Origin of the sequence: Sulfurimonas sp. (assembly GCF_023229025.1) — a bacterium.
Lineage (GTDB): Bacteria > Campylobacterota > Campylobacteria > Campylobacterales > Sulfurimonadaceae > Sulfurimonas.
Genome location: NZ_JALOAA010000002.1, coordinates 24,552 through 40,830 on the forward strand (window position 1 = coordinate 24,552; position 16,279 = coordinate 40,830).

Below are 16,279 nucleotides of genomic sequence, written 5' to 3' on the forward strand. Positions count from 1 at the left end.
AGAGGTTGTATATAGGATATTAATCTTTATCGTGAAGTATCTGATCTAGTGTAAAAAACACTTCATTACTGCCTTCTTCCATCTCATTAAATGCACTCTTAATAGCTTCTATATCAATCTTATCTTTACTCATCAAATCAAAAATTTTATGTGTACCGTTATGAACTACTGCATGAGGAGCTTCCAGTTTATCGTAACTAGAAGTTTTTGAAAAGTTCTCTTTGCCTTCGCCCTCATAGTACCATTTACCCAAACGACAGTTATGATGATTAACAAATTTGAACTGCTCTTTTTTTGTTGCAACTGAGTAGTAAGTATTTACCTTCCAAAGTATATGATCAAGTTTTGCCAAAGACATAAAGACACGATCAGCCGTAAACTCCATACTGATAAATGCTTTTTTCATTTCAGATGAGTCATGTTGAAGACAATCGTTTAGTTTAATAATTAGATTATTTGAGGTGGCTATGCCGTCTTGTACCTCTTTTGATTGTTCTGAGATGCTATCAACATCTTGTTTCATTGATTGAAGTGAGATATTTATTTCGCTTACAGCCTTGTCTGTTCTATCGGCTAGTTTTCGTACTTCATCAGCAACAACCGCAAAACCGCGACCATGTTCACCGGCACGCGCAGCTTCAATAGCTGCATTTAAAGCCAAGAGGTTTGTTTGATCGCTTATATCTTTTATCAGTGATAAAATAGTAGTAATGTCGTTTGTTCTTTCTGCAAGTCCACCAACAGTTGACGCAGAGTTCTCTGATAGCTCATTTAAATGATCAAGGTTTGTTACGGTATCTGATATATGATTTGCAATTCGCTCTATGCTTGCAACAAGTTCATCTGTTTTGATTAAGCTGCTCTTAGACGCACTGACAGACTCAGCCATATTGTTTTGAATATCTACAATATTTGCTCTTAAGTGTTCATTTTGTGATTTCATTAGAGTATCCGCAAGAACCTCCTTGGGTGCGGCTGATAACATCGAGAGTTCACTCTCAAGCTCTGCTATCTTTTCTATATGTTCACTATTGCTATTGCGAAGGAAGATAACTTCCTCTTGCAATTTTTTATACTCATCTTTTGATATACTAGATTTATTAAAAAAGCCCATCTTTTCTCTTTTTTACGCCATTATATCGAAAAATTTAATTTTTATTCTTGAGCAATTTTAATATATAAGCTAATTGAAGAGTTCATAATATAAGGCATTGAAATAAAATTTAATCAAACTATTTTAAAATTTATGAAATCGAAACCTTCATAAAGATATAATCCCTTATTGAATTTTTAGGAGAAGAGATGAATAGAAAAAAGATATATAATCCTGAATCAAATGAAAGTGTAAACGACAGAAGAATATTTGGCGGTAATCCAACCGGAATATTTGAGCTTAACGATATAAAGTATCAATGGGCATATAATCTTTGGGAGATGATGTTAAACAACACTTGGTTTCCAAAAGAGGTTGACATGACGCGTGATGTGAGTGACTATAAGCAGATTACCGATGTTGAAAAAGCAGCTTACGATAAAGCTCTTTCGCAGCTGATTTTTATGGACTCTCTTCAAACAAACAATATTATGGACAACATAAACCCTTATGTAACATCTCCGGAGATTAACCTTATTTTAGTTCGTCAAGCTTACGAGGAGGCACTTCATTCACAAAGTTATGCGGTTATGGTTGATAGTATCTCTGCAAACTCCAAAGAGATTTATGACCTCTGGCGACGTGATATGATGCTAAAGAGTAAGAATGATGCTATAGCGGCTGTTTATGAGGAGTTATCTAAAAATCCTACCGAGCATAACTTCGTAAAAGCATGTTTTGCAAATCAAATCCTTGAAGGAATCTACTTTTATAGTGGCTTTGCGTATATATATACTCTTGCAAGAAGTGGAAAGATGCTAGGCTCAGCCCAGATGATACGTTTTATTCAAAGAGATGAGGTAACGCACTTAGTACTTTTTCAAAATCTTATAAACTCGCTTAGAAAAGAGAGACCGGAACTCTTTACGCAACAACTTAAAAGCGAAGTTATTGAGATGTTTAAAGAGGCGGTTAGACTTGAGTCTGAGTGGGGAAAATATATAACAGGCGGGCAGGTTTTAGGACTTACGGATGCAATTATAGAGCAGTATATTCAATATCTAGCAGATGACAGACTCTCAAGTGTCGGATTTGATAAGCTATATAATGTAGCAAACCCTATAAAGTGGGTTGATGATTTCTCAAAATTTAATGACCAAAAAACAAACTTTTTTGAAGGAACAGTTGCAAACTACTCAAAAGGAAGCTTAAGCTTTGATGACGACTTCTAGGAAGAGCGGATACAAACTCTGCTCACTTCTTTTCAAAACTACAAAAAATTATAACGCTAACTTACAAACCCTTTTGGCGTTAATAGATAGAGCTTCAGAAAATTCGCTTATCGTTGCGCCTGAAGTTGCTCTAACGGGTTTTGATTATGAAAACTTAGATAAAGCCGTAGAGTTCGCTCATGTAGCCCAAGAGAAGTTAAAAAAAGCCTCTTATAAGAAAATAATTATACTAACGATGCTTGAGAAAAGAGAGGGTGAGGTTTTTAATTTTACCAAGATTTTTTTTAACGGCGAAATTGTTTACGAGAGAGCAAAGGCAAAACTGTTTCGCTTTGGTGATGAGCATAAATATATGTCCGAAGGTAATAGTGAAGATATTAAGATTGTTGAAGTTGATGGCATTAAAATAGGTGTTTTAATCTGCTTTGAGCTTCGCTTTAAAGAGTTTTGGAAAAAACTTGAGGGGTGTGACGTTATTGCCGCACCTTCATGGTGGGGAGTTTTAAGAACGGAGCATTTTATAATTATAACAAGAGCGCTTGCTGTTATAAATCAGTGTTATGTAGTTGCTAGTGATTCACAAAATGAAGAGTGCACAAAAATGAGCGGGATTATAGCTCCTCATGGCGAAGATGAGAGAAATGAGAACAGAGCTTCTTTGGAGCTTGTTTATGATAAAAAAGAGATAGTTAAAATGAGAAGATACATGGATGTAGGCATTGGATAGAATAACAGCGACAAAAACAGCAAAATTAGCACAGGAGTGTCATGAAAAGTTCTCTTTGAGCCAAAATGTTAAGAGCGCAATTGCAAAAACAAATAGAGAAGAGTTTGTACCCGCTGGCTTTAGACATAATGCATATAAACTCGATGCTCTGCCTATGGGCTCGGCCCAATGGATAAGCTCTCCTTTGACGGTTGCAAAAATGACTGAGTATCTTGAGCCAAAGGGTGCCGAGAGAGTTTTAGAGATAGGCTGTGGAAGCGGTTATCAGGCGGCGGTCTTATCGCATCTATTTCGGGGCGTTTTTACCATAGAGAGAATAGAGCCGCTTATTTTGGAGGCAAAAGCCCGTTTTAGAAAGCTAGGTATCGGCAATATTCACACAAGACATGACGATGGACAAAACGGTTGGGCACAGTATGCTCCTTATGACAGAATTATTTTCTCGGCAACCGCAAAGGAGATACCGGCAAAACTTTTTGAGCAACTTTGTGATGGCGGAGTGCTAATAGCTCCTATGCAGGTTGGGTCAAAACAGGTTATAACTCGTTTTAAAAAAGTGGGAAGCTCCATAAAAAAAGAGGAGCTGGAGGGGTGTGATTTTGTTCCGATTTTAGATGGGATTCAAAAGTAAACATCTAAGTTTATTATTGTAAAATAAGAGCAGCACAAGGTAGGATGAATCTATGGAAGAGATGTACGGTATAAAATATTTAAAGCCTGAAGTAGTCTTGATGCAAGAGACCGGCATAGGGGTGGCTGAAGCAGCTGCTAGAACTTGCTATGACTCATTTACAAATAGTGAAAATGAGGCAATCAAACATATTGAGACAAATATGCCTGATGATTCTGTTTGTAAAAAAATAAATGCCATAGAGGAGTCGAATCTTTTAAATGATTTGGCTTGGACACATTTTCACCACTCTATTTTAGAGCATGCAAATTTAAGCTATTTAATTAGAGGAACGAGCAGAGGCGTGCTTCAAGAGCATGCTCGTCACCGTATTCAAGCGATAAGCGTTAGAAGTACACGTTACACCATGAGTTCTGTTATAAATGCTTTTGTTGCTTCACAGACGAGTGAAGATAGAGAATTTTTTATAGAAAAAGTTTTGAGCTTTGATATGTTTGTTACATGTGACGTGGAGTATAATAGAATTGAGATAGGCGCAATTTACGATAAGCTAAAATATCAATCAAAAAAAGTACAAAACTTTAATGAAATTGCCGTAGCAAAGAGCTCACTCTCTCTTTTAGATGAGTTTAGAGGTGACGCAAAAGCACTTTTTGAAGCACTTGAGGCTGGAAAGAAGAAGCGCAATGTCGGAGATGCTTTTAAGCATATAATAACGGATAACGTAAAAGTAGATATGGTGGTTACGTTTAATCTTAGAAGCCTGAAAAACTATCTTACACTAAGAGATAGCGGAGCCGCATTCTTTCAGATAAGATGGCTAGCACAGGAGATGATGAGAAAAACACCGTCAAAATATTTAGATTTAATAATTAAAAAAGGTTGAGCAGATGTGGAAGTATATTTTAATAGGCAGTTTTTTATTTAGCGGGTGCTCATATTTTGAGTTTAATTTTGCAATGTGTGAAAATATAGGACCAAACTCTGATCCTCAAATAATAGAAAAGTGCAGAAATTATAATGAAGAAGAGGCACAAAGAGCGTTTGACAACACAAAAACAAAATCTTCTAGCGATGAAGATGTACTAGAGTTTAAAAAGTAAGATAGGAGAAAGAGTAGATGAGCGTAGAAAAAGAGTTAGAAGTAAGAAGCGGCGGTGTGTGTGAACTTTGCGGAGGCAGCGAAGGGATGAGCGTTTTAGAGGTTGCACCCTCTGATGGAAGTGCCCAGCAGTCAATATATCTATGTTCAACATGTAAAGAACAGATACAAGACCCCGATAAAATAGATGAGACTCACTTCAACTGTTTAAACGATAGCATGTGGAGCGATACTCCTGCCGTTGCCGTTATGTCATATAGGCTTTTAAAGAGTCTTGGCAGAGAAGATCTGGTTGATATGATATATATGGAAGATGATATAAAAGCTTGGGCAGATGCCGGCTTAGAGAGTGAGTCAAAAAATGCACCTCTAAAGGACTCTAACGGTGTTGTTTTAAACGCAGGAGACAGTGTTGTAATTATTAAAGATTTAGAAGTTAAGGGTGCCGGATTTACTGCAAAAAGAGGCACTATGGTTAAAAACATCACAATTCCCCAAAATGTTGATGGGCATGTAGAGGGGCGAGTAAATGGAACTAAAATTTATCTAAAAACAGAGTTTTTGAAAAAAGCGTAAATTTTTTTCGCTATTGCAAGTTTGATATAGAAGGTATATATGAATTCTCTAAAATCTGTAGCCGTAAATATATCAATACCGTTTTTTATATTTTTCATATTCGTATTTATTGCACTTTATGAGTCCAAGATTCCTGAGTTTATATTTACTCTTGTACCATATCTCTTTTATGCGATAAGCGTACTCATTTTATGGGTTTCTTGGCACTTTAACCGCAATAGATTTATCTTTATAATTATACCGCTACTACTTATAAGCATAGGATTTGAGTATCTTAGTGCTAACAAAAAGACAGATCTGTTTTTTTATGCCTCCGTGCTCTATCCACTGCATCTGCTTCTCTTTTTATCTCTAAGAGAGAGAGGGCTCTTCTCTATATGGGGTATTTTAAAGATCTCTCTATTTCTGTTTGAAATAGCTTCTGTTGCATATCTTGTTGCATATCCACAGAGTGATTTAATAGCTCTGCTAAAGATTAAACTCTTTGCCCTCTCTTTTTATCCGCTACAAGATATCTCTGTTGCAGTCGGTATTTTTGTACTTTTTATCATAAGCGCGCTACTGATATTTAATAGATATCTGCTATATAACGGCTCTTTTTTAGTTATAGTTATAGCCTTTTACGCAGGCTTTTACTTTATAAAAACACCGCATGCACTTGAGCTTTCAATGTTGGCAATAGGTGTGATAATCTTTATTTTACTCATACGAGAGTCATATCGTCTTGCTTTTTATGATGAGCTTACATCTCTTCCCGGAAGAAGGGCTTTGGTAGAGGATATGGCAAAACTAGGTATGAAGTACTCTCTTGCTATGATAGACATAGATCACTTCAAGAAGTTTAATGATACTTACGGGCATGATACCGGCGATGAAGTTTTAAAAATGGTTGCCTCAAGATTGGCAAATGTCGGCGGTGGCGGAAAAGCGTATAGATACGGCGGAGAGGAGTTTGTACTTCTTTTTCCGTCAAAAGATTCGGATGAGTCCTATACTCATACCGATATATTAAGAGATGCCATAGCAAAAAGCCCATTTAGCGTTAGAAATAAGAAGAGCTCTAAGAGAATATTTATAAATATTTCAGCCGGAGTTGTACAGAAAAGTTCTAAAGATAGAGATCCGTTTGCCGTCATGAAAAGAGCCGATAATGCTCTTTATAAGGCAAAAAAAGCAGGAAGAAATCTGGTAGTAAAAGCATAAAAGGTAGTAGTAACATGGAAGCAAATTATAGATTTTATAAGATAGACAAAGATTTTAGAAACCCTTATGCAAGAGATAAAGATAGGGTTATTCACTCCGGCAGCTTTAGAAAGCTTGAGTATAAAACACAAGTTTTTTTAAACCAAGAGGGAGATTTTTTTCGCACACGACTTACTCACTCTATTGAGGTCTCTCAAATCGCCCGTTCAATCACTTCGCATCTCGGCTTAAATGAATCACTATCTGAAGCAATAGCGCTTTCACATGACTTGGGGCACACTCCTTTTGGCCATATAGGCGGAGATACGCTCGATGAGTGTTTAAGACGTGATGGTTTTAAAAATGGATTTGATCATAATTTTCAGAGCTTTAGAGTTGTCTCTTCGCTAGAGAAGCGATATAGTGAATTTAATGGGCTAAACCTAACGTTTGCAACATTAGAGGGAATTTTAAAACACTCATATCCATATAAAAAAAGCTTTTTGCCTCCCGCAATAGATAAGCAGTTTAATCTCAAGACTCATCCAAGTATCGAAGCCATGGTTGTTGACCGCGCAGATGAAATTGCTTATATAACCCATGATATAGACGATGGCGTCAACTCAGGGTTGATAAGTTTTGATGATTTACAAGAGAGTGAGCTGATAAAGATGATCTTGGAGAAAGTAAAGAGTGAAGGCGTCCAAGAGCAAGAGGATGAGATGTTTAGATACCGTTTTGTTTCGCACCTCATTAATCATCTGGTTTACTCGCTTATAGAGTACTCAAAAGATAGAGTTGATAACTCTAAGATACTCTGCGCGACACTTGATAGCAAAACAAAACTTCCAATAGGTTTTGATGAGAAGCTTGAGTCAGAGATAAAAAAACTCAAAAAACTACTTTTTTCAAAGCTATACCAACATAAAGATATTGTTATTAAAATGTTTGCAGGTAAACAGGCGATAAGAGGACTATATAGCGGCTTAAATGAAGAGCCCAAGATGCTACCTAAGTTTTATTACGCACAACTCCAATATAGAAAAAAGCATAGAGTTATAGCCGATTATATTGCATACATGAGCGACAGACATGCTCTCTCTTTTTATAATGAGATGTATGGAAAAATGTAGTTTCGGAGTGTAGGTTTTTTGAGGGTTATAAGGTAAACCTTAGCCCCGAAGGGCTTAAGCTTATAGGCGTGATTCGTAACGTCTCATCATATAAAGACGCTTAAGCATTTTCTTACGAGATGCAATTAAGAACTTCTTACGCTTTTCAGTTTCCGTTTCATGGAAACGGCGAGCACGAGCTTCCGTAACTATTAAGTTACGGTCAGTCTGCTTCTTGAAACGGCGGTAAGCTGCATCAAAATTATCATCACTGCGTAGTACGATACCTGGCATATCACATCACCCACTTTCTTTAAAATTTGAAATCGAATTATATCATAAACAGCTTTATTTGAGATTTTATTTGGTAAAAAGGCAATTTTTTTCTAAAATTGACACAAATCAAGGAGTAGATTTTTTAAATCGGATAAAATTCCTCTGATTTAAAACTAGAGCGTAATGCGTTCTTACCAAAGGAAATTAAATGAAAATATTCATTTTAACAGTTACATTAGTGTTGGGTGTCCTCCAAGCTGATAGTATCGTACACTACGATACAAAAGATGCAAATACTCAGATAGATAAACCGAATCATCCGAGTACAGATATTTATTAATATCTAAAGTTTTATTTCTCCTTCTAAAATAGGTCATACCGAGACCTATTTTAGTAATCTCATATAACTTTTTTCAAACTCTCTTTAACCAACAATTTTGTACAATACAAACATGATTACTCAAGACTCCATAGAAGCCCTAAAAGCACGCCTTGACATTGTTGATGTAGTAGGTTCATATCTAGAGCTTAGAAAAGCAGGTGCGAATTATAAGGCGCCGTGCCCTTTTCATGACGAAAAAACAGCCTCATTCGTAGTTAGCCCTGCTAAGCAGATATATCACTGTTTTGGATGCGGTGTCGGTGGAGATAGTATCAAGTTTGTTATGGAGCATGAAAAACTAAATTACCCGGAAGCTTTAGAAAAACTTGCCTCCTCATATAATTTCTCACTCTCATACAGCGACAAAAAAAATGACAAACCTCGTTCCGGCTTTATGGAAAAAATAAGTAGTCGGTACCAATATCTACTTACAAAAAATTCAGAGGCACTCTCTTACATAAAGGAGCGAGGTATTTATGAGAGCAGCATGGAGAAGTTTGCTATTGGCTATGCACCGGATTCAAACGCGACAATAAACTATATAAAATCCGAACTTTTAAATATGAGCGAAGCAGTAGAGATGGGCGTTGTGGGAAGTGATGGCTCAAGGCTTTTTGCTAGATTTATAGAGCGCATAATATTTCCTATTCACTCCGCAAATGGAACAGTTGTCGGTTTTGGCGGCAGAACTATAACCGGACATCAAGCTAAATATGTAAACTCTCCTGAGACTCCATACTTCAATAAATCACGTCTTCTCTATGCCTACCATCATGCGAAAAAGAGCATTCATAAAACAAAGCAGATAGTTATAACAGAGGGTTATCTTGATGTTATTATGCTTCATCAGGCAGGGTTTGAGAATGCGGTTGCAACACTTGGTACGGCACTAACAGCGGAGCATCTGCCGCTGCTTAGAAAAGGGGAGCCTGAAGTTATAATGGCTTATGACGGTGACAAGGCAGGGCGAGCGGCAGCTCTAAAGGCATCAAGGCTTTTAAGCGTGAGCGGATTTAGCGGCGGAGTAGTTATCTTTGGAGAGGGGTTAGACCCTGCAGATATGGTTAAAGATGGTCTATCAGAAGAGCTCTCAGAGATGTTTAGAACTCCTCAGCCGTTTATAGAGTTTGTCCTAGATGAGATAATATCTCTTTATAATCTATCCGACCCTAAGGCAAAAGAGTTGTGTATGCAAGAGGCAGTAGGGTATCTTAAGACTCTCTCCGCCATTCTTCAAGATAGATATAAGTCGTATCTAGCACAAAGGTTGGGAATTAATCCATCATTTGTTAAGCTGAGTAATCAAACTAACACTAACTACAGTAAGCCTGTTGATGATAGAAGTCGATATAGAGATATGTGGGAGCTTAGTCTTATTAAGACGGTTTTAGAGCACCCAGAGTTTGTAAAGCAGATACTAGACGTATTAGATCCGTCACTTTTGCAGTTTCACTCACATGAGTTTAGTTTGGCTCTTAAGGGGAGCTTTGACGAACCCTCTTTGATGGCAATTGCTGTAGATGATCAGATAAAACCTTTAAAAAATGAAGAGGCATTAAAAGCTGAACTAATCGCCTTTTTAACTAAACATTATGAACGCGAATATAAAAAGGTAAATATGCAAAAGAATATCTCTTTTGAAGAGAAGGCTTTTTTTATTCGTAAATATAGAGGAAAAATCTCACAACTTCAAAGAGGTGAGCTTGTGGCTTTTAAGAGTTAGTCTCATCAGCATTTTTTGGCTTGCGCTCTTTTATGGATATCTTTCTTCCGGTACTCTTAGACGCTACTTGCCCATCTTTGGGCTTTCCGTCATAGCGGTGGTTTCTCTCGCCGCTTTTACCTGAAAATATTGCCTTTCCATTTTCATCTTTACCTAGAAATTTATTTGGCTTTTTAGAATCTTTTTTAGGTTTGTTAAAAGACTTTTTTTCATGCTTGGGCTTACTGTTTGTATCTTGCTTAAGGGCATACTCCCTTTTTGGTTTTAGCGCCGCTTTTGCTATCTTCAAGCTAGCTTGCTCTTCATATTCAAAACCTGCGATAATCTCCTGCTTAATGACTCTCTTTAAAAGAGTCTCTATAGGATATAGCTGTTTTTGTTCGCTAATATCAAGTAAAATAAGCGCACTCTCGGTAGCTCTAGAAACCCTTTGTATGTAAACATCGGCACTAGACGGCAAATCGTAGCTTATAAGTAGTTTGCATTTTAGCTCAGGCAGTTCTAAGAGTTCATTGTCACTAAGGACTTTAATGTTCTCATTTTTCAACTTATTTTTTATTGGGCTGCTATCTTGTGTTGTAATAACAATAGTGTCAAGATTGCTATTTTGTTCTATCAATAGAGTAAGCAACGATAGCTTTTTGTCATTAGGACATGGATGAACACGATGTTTGTTGTGTTTGAGAGTTATTTGGCTAATTGGCATAAAAAATCCTAAGATAGTTTTTTAATATTTAGTTAATATTATATCTTACATTAGCATAATTTATGCTATTATGTATGAATATTACAAATCAGGAAAAGAATGTCATTTAGCACATTAGGTTTATCGGCTCCTCTATTAAAAGCCGTAAAAGAAGAGGGCTATAGTGAGCCGACACCCATTCAAAAACAAGCAATACCGGTAATTTTAAGCAGAAAGGATATATTAGCGGGAGCTCAGACCGGAACGGGCAAGACAGCGGGTTTTACACTGCCTCTGCTTGAGCTTTTAAGTTCAAAACCCGCAAATGCAAAGCATAAAGTAAGAGCACTTATTATCACTCCAACAAGAGAGCTTGCTGCTCAAGTTGGCGAGAGCGTTGAGATTTATGGAAAATATCTTGGATTTAAATCTGCAGTAATCTTTGGGGGAGTTAAAATAAATCCGCAACTCGTAAAGCTTCGCAAAGGTGTTGATATAGTTATTGCCACTCCTGGGCGGCTTTTGGACCATATATCCCAAAAGAGCATAGATTTAAGAGCAGTCGAGTTTTTAGTGCTTGATGAAGCTGATAGAATGTTGGATATGGGCTTTATAAATGATATTAAAAAGATATTAGCAACTCTTCCAAAGCAGAAACAGACACTTCTTTTTTCAGCTACATACTCAGATGATATTAAAAAACTCTCGGATAAACTCTTAAACTCTCCGGTTCTTATAGAGGTGGCTCGTCCAAATATAGCTTCTGAGAGTGTAAAACAAGCGGTTTATCCTGTTGATAGAGAGCGAAAAAGAGAGCTGCTTACGCATCTAATAAGCGATGGAGAGTGGAAGCAGGTTCTTGTTTTTACAAGAACAAAACATGGAGCAAATCGCCTTGCAGGACAGCTGGAAAAAGATGGTATAACCGCCGTTGCTATACATGGAAACAAGAGTCAAAATGCAAGAACAAAAGCATTGGACGACTTTAAAAATGGTGAAGTGAGAGTTTTGGTCGCAACAGATATAGCAGCTAGAGGAATAGACATAGATCAGCTTCCGCATGTAGTAAATTATGAACTTCCAAACGTACCTGAGGATTATGTTCACAGAATTGGCAGAACAGGACGTGCAGGAAAAGAGGGTGAAGCGATATCGCTTGTTTGTGTAGATGAAAATGAGTACTTGGCAAACATAGAGAAGTTAATAAAGAAGGATATCGCTAAAGTTTGGTTAAAAGAGTTTAAACCAGACCCTTCTATAAAAGCAGAAGCGATAAATCAAGGTGGTGGAAGAGGCAAAAACTCTAGAAGTGGAGCTAAAAATAGACCCTCTGAAAAATCAACTAGAAGAAAAAAGTAGAAATAGTATATAATTATCTAGTTTAAGTTATCAATTTTACAAGGAATTAAGATGAAAGCAGTCGCACTATTTAGTGGTGGATTAGACTCTACTTTGGCAATAAAGCTTATAAGAGACCAAGGTATAGATGTCTTAGCAATAAATATTAATACAGGTTTTGGAAGTACAAAAGATAGGCTTGAACATATGCAAAATATGTGTGAACAAGTTGGAGCTGAACTAAAAATCATAGATATACAGAGCGAATATTTACAAGACGTTCTCTTTGACCCAAAGCATGGATACGGTAAAAATTTTAACCCATGCATAGATTGTCATGCAAAGATGTTTGCAGTGGCAAAAAGAGTTATGGAGGCAGAAGGTGCTTCATTTCTAATAAGCGGCGAGGTTTTGGGACAGCGTCCTATGAGCCAAAACAAAGATGCTCTGCAGATGGTTTTAAATGAGAGTAATTGTGACGGACTCCTGCTTAGACCGCTCTCGGCAAAAGCTCTTGAGCCTACAATAGCTGAGGTAAAAGGGTGGGTGGATAGAGAAAAACTAGAAGGCATCACGGGAAGAAGTCGTGATAGACAGCTAGAACTTGTAAAAGAGATAGGGTTGGAAGATTTTGAAAGCCCTGGCGGAGGGTGCCTTTTAACAGATGAGAACTTCGCTAAAAAAATGTTTGATTTTATAAAGTATGACCTCTTTGAAGTAAGAGATGTTCCGGTTATGAAATATGGTCGTCATCTTAGACTTCCTGATGGAGCTAAGCTTGTAGTTGGAAGAAATAAAGATGAGAATCTCCATCTGCAAGAGATAGATAACGATAAATATTTTCATATAAAAACTATCGGTTTACCCGGTCCCCATTCGCTTCTTAGCAAAAGTGCAACTGCCGCTGACAAAGAGCTTGCGGCAAAGATAATTTTAACATACTGTAAAGCACAAGAGGGTAAGATATACACGCTAGCGCTTGATAAAGATAAAGAAGAGCTTCAGGCAACCCCGTTTATATCTAGAGAAGAGATAAAGCCATACACGATAATGTAGATTCTATATTTTATCGTTAATTTTGATATACTCTGTAAAATCTTAATAAGTTGGGGCAAAATATGGCAGGCGTACATTTTGGATTTGATAACTTTAGACAACTTCTTGATTTAAGTATAGGCTTAGCCCAGAGAGTGGATGAGAGTAGAGCAGAGAGCTTTACTCTGCTTTATTGTGATTTTTTAGAGGTTGAGCAGTCGGTCATAGATAGCTCTTTAGAGCAAATTTTAAGAAATTCCGATGCTATTTTAAACTCTAAATCAGACTACTTTTTCCTACTTCCCTACACAGATAAGTATGGAGCACAAATTGTCAAAGATATGTTTGAAGAGTTTTTTGCAAGAAGCTTGGGTAGCGCTATGGTTAGTTATCCTATAGACGGTGAGAGTTCAAAAGCTCTTGTTGATGAGCTTGCAAACAACGTAAGCGCAATGTATAAAAAAGATTTAAGATGCCTGGATGACTTTAGTTCTTAATTAAAACTATGCTCTTTGGAGTTTTTATAAAACTCAATTGCATCTGAAATCTTCTGCTCTTTATATATTTTTTTATCGCACACTAATCTGCACTTTATTTTACTATTTTTCCCCGCACTCTCGTTTAGCTCATTTTTTTTCGTCTCATAGGCTGACATATCAAAATCAACTTTCTTTGAATCAAAAGGGCTTTTAGCAATTAACAGTAAGGGAAATAGTAAGAGTAATAATTTCATAATTCAAAATTATATCTATATATATTTAATAGTGGAATAGTTTATGCTATTACCTTATATAAAATCTATGAGTAAAAAGGTGGTGTAAAGTGGTATTACTAGATGCTAAAAGTAAAAACGGCTCATCATCGTCATTGACTCTTGTAACCCCAAAAAATGAGAAAGGTAGCTCATTTTCAGATTTTCTAAGGGGTGCGAGCGAAAAAAAAGAGGGCAAAGGTGTTCAAAACGGCTCCTTAATCTTAGCGCTGGGCAGTGATGTTAAAAATGTTAAACCTGCACAGGTCGGCATAAAGGCGGAGAAAAATCTCTCGCTTTTAAATAGTGAAGATAAGCTAACACTGTTAGATAAAGAGGAGTTATCGGAGCTAAATCCAAAACTCACATCTTCTCTTACTAAAGATGATATGAAAGCATTAATAGTCGATGCAAAAAACTATCTCAAAGATAAAATCCAAAATAGCGATGGATATAAAAAGGCAGAGATAAAAGAGCTACCAAAAACTCTAGGTGGCTTAGTCGATGCTGCTAAAAAATTTGGTATAGATATAAGCAAAATAAGTTTTCAAGAGATAAAGTCAAGCGTTAAAAATGATACAAACTTAAAAGAACTCTCCACAGTAACCCAAAAAGAGACAAAAGGCACTACAGAGGGGCAAACAGAGCCAAAGAAAGATGTTGTTCAAGAAAGAAAGAGTGGCTCAGAGAGAGAGATACGCCCAGAGGGTCCAAAAGAGGCACGCCCAGATATTTTAAAAGAGGGGATATCTGTTAAGAAAACTACCGGAGTTGATGAAAAAAAGCTAAATACAGCTGCTGCAAATGCACAAAAAGCAGAGGCGGAAGTATCTAGCGAGATTAGAAATAGTGAAAAAACTACTCACAGAGAGATAAGAGAGACACCACTCTTTAAAGCACAAAATCCGCAGCAACACACAACAACAGAGCAGATTGTTCAAGCTAAAGCAAATAATATACAAAAAACAGATGAAAAAACACCTAAGACAAAAGCAGATGAGACGCTTAAGCTTCTTCTTCGTGAAGAAAAATCATCTACGAGCACTCTTGCACTAACAGCTGATTTCTCTGTAGCTACTGCTAGAGTTATTGCTCCAACCCCGACACAAGACAGTATTAAAACATTAGAGCAACTTTTAGGAGGAGACACCTCCTTGCCTGAATCCAGCAGCTCCTCTTCAAAAACAGAATCATCAATAACGCATAAAGCTGATAGTTTTGAGGTGAAGCTAAACGAAGCAAAACAGATGATTAAATATCTTTCTAATGATATAAAGAGTGCTATTGAGGAGTATAAATCGCCTTTTACTAGAGTTAAGATTCAGCTCAATCCTGCACACCTTGGAGAGGTTGATTTAACGGTAGTACAAAGAGGTAAAAACCTACATGTAAATATTAGTTCAAACAGTGTAGCGGTAAATACTTTGGCGATGAATGCCAATGAGCTAAAAGTACAGTTAAACAATAGTGGAATAAATAATGCTTCATTAAACTTTAGTAATGGTTCACAAGGTGGTGGTGATACAAATGCCGGTGGAGGAAACCAGCATAGACAACATGAGCAAAAAGCTCATGAAGAGTATAACTACTTTGAGAGTGAAGAGACACACGAAGAGATACTAAGCTCTTTAGAAATTGTAGTCCCTAGATATATATAAATAAAATTTGCCTCGAATAATGAGGCAAGCTCCAGTGCCTAAGCGGCTAGCGAAGTAAAAAGGAGTTGTTCTTTTTACGGATAATAAATTAAAGGAAGTATCATGGCAATCACATCAACAGGCTTAAATGCAGCAACAAATGCGGAGTACGCGCCTACAACTACGGTTGAAGATAAGACGGTGCTAGGCAAAGATGACTTTATGACTCTTTTGTTAGTTGAGCTTCAAAACCAAGATCCGACAGAACCTATGGATAGTGAGAAGATTTTGACTCAGACATCGCAACTTGCAACTCTTGAAGCTACCGAGAATACAAATAAAGCATTAGAGGACTTAGCGCTATCGCTAGGTAGTTCGCAGCAGTACAGTACAATATCTGCTATTGGCAAAACAGCAGATATGGGGAGTAATGCTATCGTCTTAGATGAAGGAAGCGAAACTACTTTTGAGATATATTTCCCTGATGAGATAGAGAGAGGAAATGTTGAGATACTTGATGTCAACGGCAATATAATAAAAACAATAGATGTCGGTACAAATCCTAAAGGAGTTTACCAGTTTACATGGGATGGAACAGATCGAAACGGAAACAGTGTTGAAAGCGGAATTTACTATGCAACTGCCTCATACACAAATCCAAACGGTGATGATTTAACAACAAGAGTTGGAGCTTACCCTATTGAATCAGTTAGATTTGATGGTGATGAGACTTACTTCAAGGTAGGCTCTAGCTATGTTTCTCTTACAGATGTAAAAGAGATTTACTAAGAGTAGAG

19 protein-coding genes are annotated in these 16,279 nt (G+C 37.0%); 15 read left to right on the forward strand and 4 right to left on the reverse strand.

Features of this window, described 5'->3' with window-relative positions; translation table 11 throughout:
- Positions 1-19: 19 nt before the first annotated feature.
- Complete coding sequence (locus M0Q20_RS00880) at positions 20-1,114, reverse strand: methyl-accepting chemotaxis protein (protein ID WP_295057753.1); 1,095 nt, start codon at positions 1,112-1,114, stop codon at positions 20-22.
- Positions 1,115-1,302: 188 nt separating this feature from the next.
- On the opposite strand from M0Q20_RS00880, the gene M0Q20_RS00885 reads away from it, so the two are divergent.
- The 8 genes from M0Q20_RS00885 to dgt are packed head-to-tail and all read left to right on the forward strand — an operon-like array spanning position 1,303 to position 7,676.
- The gene (locus M0Q20_RS00885; RefSeq protein WP_295057756.1) at positions 1,303-2,325 is read left to right on the forward strand and encodes a ribonucleotide-diphosphate reductase subunit beta; all 1,023 of its coding nucleotides are present in this window, start codon (positions 1,303-1,305) and stop codon (positions 2,323-2,325) included.
- Positions 2,312-3,052: a carbon-nitrogen hydrolase family protein gene (locus M0Q20_RS00890; RefSeq protein ID WP_295057758.1), complete on the forward strand. Its 741-nt coding sequence runs from the start codon at positions 2,312-2,314 to the stop codon at positions 3,050-3,052. The genes M0Q20_RS00885 and M0Q20_RS00890 overlap by 14 nt, the downstream gene beginning before the upstream one ends.
- Positions 3,045-3,683, forward strand: coding sequence for a protein-L-isoaspartate(D-aspartate) O-methyltransferase (locus M0Q20_RS00895; RefSeq protein WP_295057760.1), 639 nt, complete (start codon positions 3,045-3,047; stop codon positions 3,681-3,683). The genes M0Q20_RS00890 and M0Q20_RS00895 overlap by 8 nt, the downstream gene beginning before the upstream one ends.
- 52 nt (positions 3,684-3,735) lie before the next feature.
- On the forward strand, positions 3,736-4,569 hold the full coding sequence (locus tag M0Q20_RS00900) for an FAD-dependent thymidylate synthase (RefSeq protein ID WP_295057763.1): 834 nt from the start codon (positions 3,736-3,738) through the stop codon (positions 4,567-4,569).
- A gap of 4 nt (positions 4,570-4,573) precedes the next feature.
- Positions 4,574-4,786 (forward strand): hypothetical protein, encoded by a 213-nt coding sequence (locus M0Q20_RS00905; RefSeq protein ID WP_295057766.1) that lies wholly within the window; start codon positions 4,574-4,576, stop codon positions 4,784-4,786.
- 17 nt (positions 4,787-4,803) lie between these two features.
- Entirely contained in the window at positions 4,804-5,361 is a 558-nt protein-coding gene (locus tag M0Q20_RS00910) for an alkylphosphonate utilization protein (protein ID WP_295057767.1), read from the forward strand.
- Positions 5,362-5,400: 39 nt separating this feature from the next.
- Entirely contained in the window at positions 5,401-6,564 is a 1,164-nt protein-coding gene (locus tag M0Q20_RS00915; RefSeq protein WP_295057770.1) for a GGDEF domain-containing protein, read from the forward strand.
- A 14-nt stretch (positions 6,565-6,578) separates the two neighbouring features.
- Positions 6,579-7,676 carry a dGTP triphosphohydrolase gene (gene dgt / locus M0Q20_RS00920; RefSeq protein WP_295057773.1) on the forward strand — a complete coding sequence of 366 codons (1,098 nt, stop codon included), beginning with the start codon at positions 6,579-6,581 and terminating at the stop codon, positions 7,674-7,676.
- A gap of 60 nt (positions 7,677-7,736) precedes the next feature.
- Here dgt and rpsU read toward each other — a convergent pair whose 3' ends face one another.
- Positions 7,737-7,949: a 30S ribosomal protein S21 gene (rpsU, locus tag M0Q20_RS00925; protein WP_295057776.1), complete on the reverse strand. Its 213-nt coding sequence runs from the start codon at positions 7,947-7,949 to the stop codon at positions 7,737-7,739.
- A gap of 190 nt (positions 7,950-8,139) precedes the next feature.
- On the opposite strand from rpsU, the gene M0Q20_RS00930 reads away from it, so the two are divergent.
- Positions 8,140-8,271, forward strand: coding sequence for a hypothetical protein (locus tag M0Q20_RS00930; RefSeq protein ID WP_295057779.1), 132 nt, complete (start codon positions 8,140-8,142; stop codon positions 8,269-8,271).
- A 112-nt stretch (positions 8,272-8,383) separates the two neighbouring features.
- The gene (dnaG, locus tag M0Q20_RS00935; RefSeq protein WP_295057968.1) at positions 8,384-10,036 is read left to right on the forward strand and encodes a DNA primase; all 1,653 of its coding nucleotides are present in this window, start codon (positions 8,384-8,386) and stop codon (positions 10,034-10,036) included.
- Here the strand turns inward: dnaG and M0Q20_RS00940 are convergent.
- Positions 10,026-10,742 carry a DEAD/DEAH box helicase gene (locus M0Q20_RS00940; protein WP_295057782.1) on the reverse strand — a complete coding sequence of 239 codons (717 nt, stop codon included), beginning with the start codon at positions 10,740-10,742 and terminating at the stop codon, positions 10,026-10,028. The two genes, dnaG and M0Q20_RS00940, sit on opposite strands and share 11 nt — an antisense overlap.
- A 99-nt stretch (positions 10,743-10,841) precedes the next feature.
- Here M0Q20_RS00940 and M0Q20_RS00945 point away from each other — a divergent pair, with 99 nt between their 5' ends.
- From M0Q20_RS00945 to M0Q20_RS00955, 3 genes are all read left to right on the forward strand, one after another.
- A complete protein-coding gene (locus M0Q20_RS00945) occupies positions 10,842-12,080 on the forward strand; it encodes a DEAD/DEAH box helicase (protein ID WP_295057785.1) in 1,239 nt (412 codons plus the stop codon).
- Positions 12,081-12,131: 51 nt separating this feature from the next.
- Complete coding sequence (locus tag M0Q20_RS00950; RefSeq protein WP_295057788.1) at positions 12,132-13,115, forward strand: argininosuccinate synthase domain-containing protein; 984 nt, start codon at positions 12,132-12,134, stop codon at positions 13,113-13,115.
- Positions 13,116-13,177: 62 nt separating this feature from the next.
- Positions 13,178-13,591 carry a hypothetical protein gene (locus M0Q20_RS00955; protein WP_295057791.1) on the forward strand — a complete coding sequence of 138 codons (414 nt, stop codon included), beginning with the start codon at positions 13,178-13,180 and terminating at the stop codon, positions 13,589-13,591.
- Here M0Q20_RS00955 and M0Q20_RS00960 read toward each other — a convergent pair.
- A complete protein-coding gene (locus M0Q20_RS00960) occupies positions 13,588-13,749 on the reverse strand; it encodes a hypothetical protein (protein WP_295057793.1) in 162 nt (53 codons plus the stop codon). The genes M0Q20_RS00955 and M0Q20_RS00960 overlap by 4 nt on opposite strands.
- A 167-nt stretch (positions 13,750-13,916) precedes the next feature.
- Between M0Q20_RS00960 and M0Q20_RS00965 the strand changes: the two genes are divergently transcribed.
- Both M0Q20_RS00965 and M0Q20_RS00970 read left to right on the forward strand, forming a co-directional pair.
- Positions 13,917-15,503, forward strand: a complete 1,587-nt coding sequence (locus tag M0Q20_RS00965) for a flagellar hook-length control protein FliK (RefSeq protein ID WP_295057795.1) — start codon at positions 13,917-13,919, stop codon at positions 15,501-15,503.
- 102 nt (positions 15,504-15,605) lie between these two features.
- Positions 15,606-16,271, forward strand: coding sequence for a FlgD immunoglobulin-like domain containing protein (locus tag M0Q20_RS00970; protein WP_295057798.1), 666 nt, complete (start codon positions 15,606-15,608; stop codon positions 16,269-16,271).
- Positions 16,272-16,279 lie beyond the last annotated feature (8 nt).